We start from the raw sequence: 9,584 nt of genomic DNA, 5'->3' as shown, positions 1-9,584 counted from the left end.
AGCCGAAAATCCCGCAGGCAGCGGTTGTCTGCCGAGGAAGTTGAGGCCGTACCCGAGGCAAGCGTCCGCCGAAAAGCGACGTCAGCCTTCATTTTTCTTAAAAGTTTGTCTACACGCTGGCGCCGGTTACTGCCGGCGTTTTTTTGTGCATCATCATTGTCCTGGTGCATATAAATATCAAAAGGATTGGACAAGGAGGCTGGTTGTTTTGAAGCGTTGGCGTTACCAAGCTTCAGTTGTTTTAGCGGTCGCTTTACTTATGCTCGCTTTAACGGTACTCCCGCTAGAAAGTACCGGTACAGCATCTTGGTTTGCTTGGGTGTGGCTTTTGTTTGCGTTCGTTGTTATTGCAGGAAATGTGATTGCTTTGCGCGCTGTTCGGCACCGGCGTTCAACTGTAGCTGTACAACGTAAACAATCTGTAGAGCAGAAGCGTCGCCAGTCATTGAGAGATTGAATAAAAGCCTCTCCCCCGTTATACTTAAATTAATACAGATGGGGAATAGTAGGTATAACAGATCCTGCTCCTCGAAAGGCGGGGTGAGCATGGCGACAAAACATGAGCAAATCTTACAACACATTTCAACCTTAACTGTCGGTGAAAAAATATCAGTGCGCCGCATAGCAAAAGCGATGAATGTTAGTGAAGGTACGGCTTATCGGGCAATTAAAGATGCAGAAAACCAAGGGCTTGTCAGCACGATTGAACGTGTCGGCACGATCCGAATAGAGACGAAAAAAAAAGAAAATATCGAGAAGTTGACGTATGCTGAAGTTGTCAATATTGTAGACGGACATTGTCTTGGCGGACGAAATGGCCTGCATAAAACGCTCAACCGCTTCGTGATTGGTGCGATGAAACTTGAAGCAATGATGCGTTATGTAGAGCCGAGCAGTTTACTGATTGTCGGCAACCGGTATCAAGTACATAAGCTTGGACTTGAAGCGGGAGCAGCAGTTTTAATCACCGGCGGATTTGATACGAGTGAAGAAGTTATAGCTCTTGCCGATGAGCTCGAGCTGCCAATCATATCGACAAGTTATGATACATTCACAGTTGCGAGCATGATTAACCGGGCGATTTACGACCAGTTAATTAAAAAAGAGATTATTCTTGTAGATGATATTTTAATTCCGCTGCAGGACACTTACTTTATGACCACAGAAAACCAAGTCGAAAAGTGGCATGAGTTGAACCAGCGTACAGGGCATAGCCGTTATCCGGTAATCGACCCGGATATGAAAATTCAAGGGATGGTTGCTGCAAAAGATGTACTTGGGGCGCCAAACCATGCTTCAATTCAAACGGTGATGACAAAAAATCCGATCACCGTCAACGATCAAACATCTGTAGCGTCAGTTGCCCATATGATGGTTTGGGAAGGGATCGAACTTTTACCGGTGGTTGCTGATAACGGTAAGCTGCTTGGTGTGGTGAGCCGTCAAGATGTTTTAAAGGCGATGCAGATGGTGCAAAAGCAGCCTCACGTCGGTGAAACAATTGAGGATCTTGCCACAAGTCGGTTTACAGACGCGCCGGCAGGTTCAGGTTATCAATATCAAGTTGAAGTATCACCACAGATGACAAATCAGCTCGGTATGATTTCTTACGGTGTATTAACGACGCTCGTGACAGAAGGAGCAACCCGGATGCTGCGCCAGTATAAGCGTGGCGATCTTGTTGTAGAAAATATCAGCCTCTATTTTATTAAACCGGTGCAGATTGAAAGTACCGTCGAGATTACTGGAAAAGTCTTAGAAATTGGACGGAAACACGGGAAAGTTGATATCGAGCTTTATCATGAGAATGAAATCGTAGGGAAGGCCTTAATGATGGCGCAGTTACTTGACCGTTAAAAAGCTGAAGGCTCCGCAAAGAGCCTTCAGCTTTTTAAGCCTTTCCTTCGGCAGATTGTTGCATTTCATCAACGACATAAGGATAATAATGTTTATAAGCCCTTGTGCCGTAAATAATGTTAAACAAGCCGAGAAGGACAAAAATTGTTCCTACAGCCACATCAACCCAGCCGCGAATCCCAAAAAACAAATTAATACCAAAGCTTGCAATAAAGGCGCCAAGCGCAATGTTAGCCTTCGTCTGCAGCCAGCGTTTTTGCGCTGGAAGCTTCGTGCGGAATGCTTTCACTTTATAAAAGATATACATGACAAGTCCAACTACAACACCGACAATAAAGATGCCGTTCATCTTCATTCCTCCCTTTGATTCTTCGTATATTCTACATGGATTTCAAACAACACTCAAGACAGCAAAGCTTGAAGGTGATAGGGAGATGCGCGTTGTTCACAAAAAAGCCATTGAAAATTAAAGGAGCGTAAAAGCATTTGAAAACTCGTATAATTGAACGTATAGAAGCCGCAGAAACCATTGTGATTCACCGTCATCAAAGCCCGGATCCGGACGCACTAGGTGCGCAGGGGGGTCTTCAGGCTGTTCTTGAAGAAAACTATCCGGACAAAGCCATCTGGATGACAGGTGAAAGTGAACCTTCGCTATCATTTTTGACAGAAATGGATGAAGTTTCAAATGAAGTGTATGAAGGTGCACTCGTTTTTGTACTCGATACAGCGAATACAGAGCGGATTGATGATCAACGTTATCAGCACGGGGCGGAGGTCATCAAAATCGATCATCATCCCGAAGTTGAATCTTACGGTGACATTTCCTGGGTAGATTCGACGAAAAGTTCAACTTGTGAAATGCTTACAAACTTTGTACAGCACGGTCAAGCTGAACGAGGGTGGCAGGTGCCAGTGGAAGCGGCCCGGCTTTTATATGCCGGCATCGTTGGCGATACCGGCCGTTTCCGTTTTGACAATGTTACCCCGGAAACAATGCAGGCTGCAGCGTTTTTGTTAAAGTATCCAATCGACACAACCGCAATGTTTACAAAATTTTATGAGTCACCAGAGCGAATCATCCGATTTAAAGGTGAGGTACTTCTTCATTTTCAATTAACAGCCGAAGGGGCAGGTTACGGTGTGATTACGCAGGAGCAGATGCAGTCATGGGGGATTACTTTAAATGAGTCATCTGCAGTCGTAAATGCTGTAGCGGATATTGAAGGAATTCAAGCATGGGCTTTCTTTGTCGAAAACGAAGATGGCACATATCGGGTGCGCCTCCGGTCTAAAGGCCCTGTAATTAACGATTTAGCAGCTGAACATAACGGGGGTGGACATCCAATGGCCTCTGGAGCGAAGGCTGCTTCAAAAGCAGAAACAGAAGAAATCTTTCAAAAGCTGAAAATGAAATGTGAAGCTCTCCGTGCGGAAACATAAAACGTAAAAAAGACAGTACCGCTTTAAGTGGTACTGTCTTAATGTATAGACAAACGGTCGCTAACTTTACTTTTCGACAGAGGTCTGCTCTGGTTGATGCCGGTTTGATCTTTCTGCGCGCTTGATCACACTAAACTTTGGGTACCTCCTCAACCCCTCGGCAGACAATTACTGACTGCGAGCTTTTCACATCGCGCTGTTCCTTGTGGCGTCACTTTACTTGATGGACATTTTTTCGTTTTAGTTTCCTTCTGGAAGAAACCAATAACCAAGTTCAGTGACATCTTCGTAAACAGTGAGTTGCTGTCGGTTTAATTCACGCCGGATCATATCTGCAAGTTCTGAGGCATCTGCAAAGGCCGCTTGACCTTTTTTTATTTTTTCAACCTTCTTAAGTGCCAACGTTTTACGATTCATTACCATTTCTTCACCTGTCATATCCATAGCAGTACCTCCTTCATTCAAGTCGTAAAAATTTCGAAAAGCGTTACTTTGTATTTTAGTCTAAGCTGGCAGTGATGAAAAGTGAAAGCTTTTTGGGCAAGTCGAGCTTAGTCTGTGCTAGCAGGTTGAATTTCAAGATGGAGTTCAAGCGTATCATACACGTACAACTCTTTAACGGTAAGGCGGTACGTTTGATCGCCCGCATTGTAGCGTTTGTTTTCAATCGTGCGGATAATAAAGTCTTTTACTTCAGCTAAATGGCTGATGTCTTGATCTAAAGTCGGTCGTACTTCATCGAGCGCAGCCTGTTCAAGCTCATGCAAGGTCAGTTCATTCAGCCGGCTTTCATCTGCGTTGACAAATGTTACGTCAACAGACTGCACAACAAGGGTGCCGGGCGGGTCTTGGTTTTCTTCCTGGTCGCGCAGCAATTGCAGTTGTTCCTCCAACTCTTGAATGGTTGAGCTTTGCTTATTATATGATAATAATAGCTCCTCGTAAGTTCCGCCAAACTGTGAAAGAAAAAAAGCCCAGCCAGCTAAGGTGCCAAGGATGAAGCCTGCAAAAAAGCGCTGCCACCCCGGGCGTTTATAATACGGTGGGATTCTCATGGTGATAAGTGCTCCTGGGTGATCCATTGAATGAGTACTGTTCCCGTGTTGGCACCAGTGAGTGCAGCGAAAATCATGAGTACGGTTTTATAAATATCATCATGTGTGCCATAAAATAAACCGCGCTCTAAACTCGTAATGGCGTCAAATGTGCCGCCGATCGCTGCAACAAGCGCCCAAATTTTCAAGCTGCCAGCAAGATCATGAATCGCCGCAAGCGGAGGTTTCCCAGCAAGAAAAGCTCCGAGGCCACCAATTAACGCACCGCCGATGATCACACCGAAAGCAACAAAAAAATCAATAACAAGTGTCGCAGCAAACTCTTTATTTAACATAGGCCGCCTCCTTAAACAGATGAGCAGATTGACGCTGCTTGAGTAACATCAAATAGATATGTATTGTTATTGTACAAGCAAAACATTTCGAATATGCTGTTGATCAGCAAGAAGCAGGACGTAAATTAATGAAAAGGGGGGGGTTGCGTGACAACGTTCACTCATTTACACGTGCAGTCTTGTTACAGTCTGCTCGAAAGCAGTGTGACACTTGAAGGTCTTGCCGCCGCTGCGGTTAAAGCTGGCATGGGGTCGATCGCTTTAACGGACCGTAATGTCATGCATGCGACCTTTGCTTTTGCAGAAGTATGTGAAGCTTATGACCTACATCCAATTTTTGGGTTGAAGCTGGACCTCTTAACCGAAGATAGTGGTTCAGTAGATGAAACCGTCGTACTGCTTGCGTTATCAGATAGCGGGTATGAGCAGTTGATGGAACTTTCGTATTTGGCACAAAGCGGTAAAACGGCCGGTGTTACTTTTCATAATGCGGTACCGCTTATGAAAGATGTTGTTGTTATATTGCCATATGCAGAGAGCCGGGCTGCGCTGGAATGGAAGCGCGGAAACGAAGCGGCAGCGGCTGATCGTCTCAGCTTGTGGCAGGAGTACATTGCTAGTGATTGTTTGCGTGTAGAAATTCCACTTATTACAGGCAAAGAAGCGGCTTTAAATTACGAAAACTTCACGTCTCGTTCTGGGGTGACCGGCGTCTTTGGCGAAAACATTCACTGGCTTGATGAGGCTGGCAGAAAAGCGCGTGTGCTCCTTGAAGCTGTACGACGCAATCGCCCGGTAAGTGAGTTACCACGCGCTTTTTTTCAAGAAGAGCACGGCTTTTTTGCATATGGCACAGAAAGCATGCTGCAGGCTGAAAGTTTATTTAAAGAGACAGAGCGAATCGCTGCACGTTGTAAGGTTGCGCGTGTTGAAAAACAGGCACCTGAGCTTCCGAAACTCCCCCAGGCAGAAGTTGAGGGTTCAAAAGCCATGTTGCGGCGCCTGTGTCATCAAGGTGTTGAGCATCGTTATGGGGAGGTGACTGAAGATGTTCAAGCGCGGCTTGAGCATGAATTATTCGTTATTGAAAGTATGGGGTATGAAGACTACTTTCTTATCGTCTGGGACATCGTAATGTTTGCGAAAAAGTCAGGATACTTCGTCGGCCCGGGACGGGGTTCAGCGGCCGGATCTCTTGTTGCTTACGTGCTTTATGTGACCAACGTGGATCCGATTGCCCGTGATTTATTATTTGAGCGCTTTTTAAATCCTGAACGGGTAACAATGCCGGATATTGATATCGACTTTCCGGATTATGCCCGAGAAGCAATCTTTGCTTACATACGTCAAACCTATGGAGAAGCCAGGGCTGCGCAAATTATCACGTTTGGTACTTTTGGTCTGCGTGCGGCGGTTCGTGATGCAGCTAAAGCTATTGAAGCACCTTCATTTGCTGTTCATCAACTGTTAGATGTTACTGCAGGTAGTCAGACGCTTAGTGTAGCTGCAAAACAGCCGGAGCTGCAAACCTTACGGGAGCAAACCCCTGAAGTAGAGCAGTTGTTTAAGGCAGCAGCCTGCATCGAAGGGCTTCCGCGGAATGCTTCCGTCCATGCAGCTGGTGTGATTATTGCCCGCCGTGACTTAAGCAGGAGAGTGCCTGTGCAGCCAAACCCGCAAGGAGAAGGCTTGTTAACCCAGCACCCAATGGGGGACTTAGAGAAGCAGGGTCTATTAAAGATTGATGTGCTCGGCTTGCGGAACTTAACATTGATAGAACAGCTCGTGCAGATGATCAGACAGACCGTATCACCTTCGTTTTCATTAAAACAGATACCTTTTGATGATTCATTTACGTTAGAGCTTTTAGCACGTGGAGAAACCCTTGGCATTTTTCAATTTGAATCCTCCGGTATGCAGCAAGTGTTACAAGATTTAGTACCAAAACAATTTGAAGACCTTGTTGCTGTCAACGCATTATACCGGCCGGGTCCGATGTCACAAATTCCTGTTTATATTGAAGGAAAAGAAGGCACCCGTACGCCTTCTTTTCCACACCCGGATACCAAAGCGATCCTGGCACCGACTTACGGTGTTATGGTTTATCAAGAGCAGGTAATGCAGATCTCTAAAGTGATGGCAGGATTTTCACTAGCTCAGGCCGATCTTTTGCGCCGAGCAGTAAGTAAAAAAGATGAAAAAGCGCTGCAAAGTTACGAAGCATCTTTTATCGAAGGTGCAAAGGCGCGCGGGTATGACCAAGCTTCGGCTGAAAAGGTTTATCAATGGATCATAGAGTTTGGTGATTACGGATTTAACCGGAGCCATGCAGTTGCCTATACGATGATCAGTTATCAGCTTGCTTATATGAAAGCTCACTACCCTTTAATGTTTTATACGTGCTTATTAACGAGCGTTATGCAAAACGAAGATAAAGTGCGCGAGACGCTCCGTGAAGTGAAGGAGCGTGGCATAAACGTACTGCCACCGTCTGTTCAGAAAAGCAGTAATGCCTTTGTAATTGAAAAGGACAGTTTACGTCTACCTTTAACATTAGTACGTCACGTTGGAGAAAAAGCAGCAGCAGCTATCGCCCGGTCCCGTCCTGGTGGCGGCTATGCGTCATTTCCTGATGTGTTCATTGAAGCAGGGACGAAGACACTTGCAAAAGAAGGATGGCTGCAGTTAATTTATTCAGGTGCCTTTGACGGTTTTGAAAAGAACCGGGCTACGCTTGCAGCTTCGCTGGAACGGGCGCTGGATTATGCTGAGTTTTACCAGGATATTGGGACGTTATTTTCAGAAGCTGAAAATCATATCCGCTATGTGGAAGTGGACCCGCTAAGCCGTCAGGAAATGCTCGCAGGAGAGCGGGAGGCGCTTGGTTTTTATGTTTCAGGTCATCCGCTTGAACTTTACGAAGCGGTACTCAATGTATATACGATGACAAACCTTGAAAATATAGAAAGCAGCGAAGCGCCACCTGTACGGATTGCCGGCTTGATTGAGCAGGTACGTCTCATTCGTACAAAAAGCGGCCAGCCCATGGCCTTTTTTGCGCTTACAGACGGGGAACGCGAAGTTGATTGTGTACTGTTTCCTGAAGCTTACCGAAAATACCGAGAAGCTTTAACGGAGCAGGCACCGGTTCTTGTTACCGGACGAGCGGAAGAAAGGCGGGGACAGACCCAGTTTATTGCGGACCGTTTGGAAGAGCTAGATTCTTTACAGAATAAACTGCAGCAGCAGCTTTATATAAAAATTCCACCGGATTGTGAAACACCTAGGCATATGCATGCCTTGCGCCGGAAGCTGCATCAACACCCTGGACCGGTTGCTGTACGTCTTTATTATGAATCCACCCAAACAGGGATTGAACTTTCACAAACTGAATGGTGTAGTGGTGAAAATGAACTGCTGGCGGCTGTGGAGCAGGTTGTCGGTGCCGGAAATGCAGTTTTAGGCGCAAAAAAACATTCAACATAAGATTCAAGCATTGAGAGAAGCTGCTTAAGCACGTATAATGAACATTAGATTTGAAAAATTGGTCTGACCAATTGTGAAGCCTATTTGAACAAATACAACAAATGTCAATTTATCATGTAAAGGAGTGTGGCCGCGTGCCTACAACTAGAGAAGAAGCGTTGCATTTACACCGTGTTAAACAAGGGAAGTTAGAATCAAAATTAAAAGTTCCTGTCCGCAATGAACGAGATTTGAGTCTGGCATATTCCCCAGGTGTTGCAGAACCTTGTAAGGAGATTTTTGACAACCCGAAAAGTGTATTTGATTACACCATGAAAGGAAATATGGTTGGCGTTGTCTCTGATGGCAGTGCTGTACTAGGTCTTGGGAATATTGGTCCCCATGCCGCGCTTCCGGTTATGGAAGGAAAGGCGGTCTTGTTCAAATCCTTTGCAGGTGTAGACGCATTTCCGGTTTGTTTAGCAACTTCTGACATCGATCAAATTGTACAAACTGTAAAATTAATGGAGCCGAATTTTGGCGGCATCAATTTAGAAGATATTGCTGCGCCAAACTGCTTTATCATTGAAGAACGTTTGAAAAAAGAGACAAACATTCCTGTCTTTCACGATGATCAACATGGTACGGCGATTGTTACGCTGGCTGGTTTAATCAATGCATTGAAACTTTCTGGAAAGTCCTTGTCTGAAATAAAAGTTGTCGCTAACGGCGCCGGTTCTGCAGGTATTGCGATTATTCATCTGCTCCGTCGCATGGGTGTGCGCGATATTATTTTATGTGACTCAAAAGGTGCGATTTATGAGGGTCGCAAACAGGGCATGAATGAAGTGAAAGAAGAAGTGGCCAAAGTGACAAACAAGGATAATAAACAAGGATCACTTGCAGAAGTCATTGAAGGTACAGACGTTTTTATCGGCGTATCGGTTGAAGGTGCTTTAACAAAAGAAATGGTTGAATCCATGAATGATAACCCGATGATTTTCCCAATGGCCAATCCTATGCCTGAGATCATGCCTGAAGACGCAAAAGCTGCCGGTGCGAGTGTTGTCGGAACGGGCCGCTCCGATTTCCCTAACCAGATTAATAATGTACTGGCTTTTCCAGGTATCTTCCGTGGGGCGCTTGATGTTAATGCGACTCATATCAATGAAGAAATGAAAACAGCAGCTGTGTACGCGATTGCCGATTTAATCAAAGATGAAGAACTGCACGCTGATTATGTGATCCCTGGACCATTTGATACGCGTGTAGCGCCGGCGGTAGCTGCTGCAGTAGCTAAAACAGCTATGGAAACAGGAGTTGCGCGTAAAAATGCAGACCCTGAAGAAGTGAAAAAACGCACACAGGAAATGTCACAAATTGAAGATTAACTCGATGGCCCAAAGTTCCTTGTGGACAGGAGGGCATC

General features: G+C 45.4%; 9 protein-coding genes. 5 read left to right on the top strand and 4 right to left on the bottom strand.

Annotated features, from left to right (window positions below; translation table 11 throughout):
• Window positions 1-208 precede the first annotated feature (208 nt).
• Together B0H94_RS10350 and B0H94_RS10345 are read left to right on the top strand one after the other, a co-directional pair.
• Window positions 209-457 (top strand): hypothetical protein, encoded by a 249-nt coding sequence (locus tag B0H94_RS10350; protein WP_106589191.1) that lies wholly within the window; start codon window positions 209-211, stop codon window positions 455-457.
• A gap of 89 nt (window positions 458-546) precedes the next feature.
• The gene (locus tag B0H94_RS10345; RefSeq protein WP_106589190.1) at window positions 547-1,857 is read left to right on the top strand and encodes a CBS domain-containing protein; all 1,311 of its coding nucleotides are present in this window, start codon (window positions 547-549) and stop codon (window positions 1,855-1,857) included.
• Between the two features lie 34 nt (window positions 1,858-1,891).
• Here the strand turns inward: B0H94_RS10345 and B0H94_RS10340 are convergent, their stop codons facing one another.
• Entirely contained in the window at window positions 1,892-2,206 is a 315-nt protein-coding gene (locus tag B0H94_RS10340; RefSeq protein ID WP_181315352.1) for a YtpI family protein, read from the bottom strand.
• 137 nt (window positions 2,207-2,343) lie between these two features.
• Here B0H94_RS10340 and B0H94_RS10335 point away from each other — a divergent pair, with 137 nt between their 5' ends.
• Entirely contained in the window at window positions 2,344-3,300 is a 957-nt protein-coding gene (locus B0H94_RS10335; RefSeq protein ID WP_106589188.1) for a DHH family phosphoesterase, read from the top strand.
• A gap of 240 nt (window positions 3,301-3,540) precedes the next feature.
• On the opposite strand, the gene B0H94_RS10330 is transcribed toward B0H94_RS10335, so the two are convergent.
• The 3 genes from B0H94_RS10330 to ytrH form a co-directional block, all read right to left on the bottom strand.
• On the bottom strand, window positions 3,541-3,744 hold the full coding sequence (locus B0H94_RS10330; RefSeq protein WP_106589187.1) for a YtzJ family protein: 204 nt from the start codon (window positions 3,742-3,744) through the stop codon (window positions 3,541-3,543).
• Window positions 3,745-3,851: 107 nt separating this feature from the next.
• Window positions 3,852-4,355: a sporulation membrane protein YtrI gene (gene ytrI, locus B0H94_RS10325; protein ID WP_106589186.1), complete on the bottom strand. Its 504-nt coding sequence runs from the start codon at window positions 4,353-4,355 to the stop codon at window positions 3,852-3,854.
• Window positions 4,352-4,690 carry a sporulation membrane protein YtrH gene (gene ytrH, locus B0H94_RS10320; protein ID WP_106589185.1) on the bottom strand — a complete coding sequence of 113 codons (339 nt, stop codon included), beginning with the start codon at window positions 4,688-4,690 and terminating at the stop codon, window positions 4,352-4,354. The genes ytrI and ytrH overlap by 4 nt, the downstream gene beginning before the upstream one ends.
• A gap of 147 nt (window positions 4,691-4,837) precedes the next feature.
• Here ytrH and B0H94_RS10315 point away from each other — a divergent pair, with 147 nt between their 5' ends.
• Window positions 4,838-8,176, top strand: coding sequence for a DNA polymerase III subunit alpha (locus B0H94_RS10315; RefSeq protein WP_106589184.1), 3,339 nt, complete (start codon window positions 4,838-4,840; stop codon window positions 8,174-8,176).
• 134 nt (window positions 8,177-8,310) lie between these two features.
• The gene (gene ystJ, locus B0H94_RS10310; protein ID WP_282432543.1) at window positions 8,311-9,546 is read left to right on the top strand and encodes an NADP-dependent malic enzyme; all 1,236 of its coding nucleotides are present in this window, start codon (window positions 8,311-8,313) and stop codon (window positions 9,544-9,546) included.
• Window positions 9,547-9,584 lie beyond the last annotated feature (38 nt).

The organism is Salsuginibacillus halophilus (genome assembly GCF_003014715.1).
Classification (GTDB): Bacteria; Bacillota; Bacilli; order Bacillales; family Marinococcaceae; genus Salsuginibacillus; species Salsuginibacillus halophilus.
The sequence above is the reverse complement of the archived record's forward strand: the minus strand, read 5'-3'. Positions and strand labels throughout refer to the sequence as shown.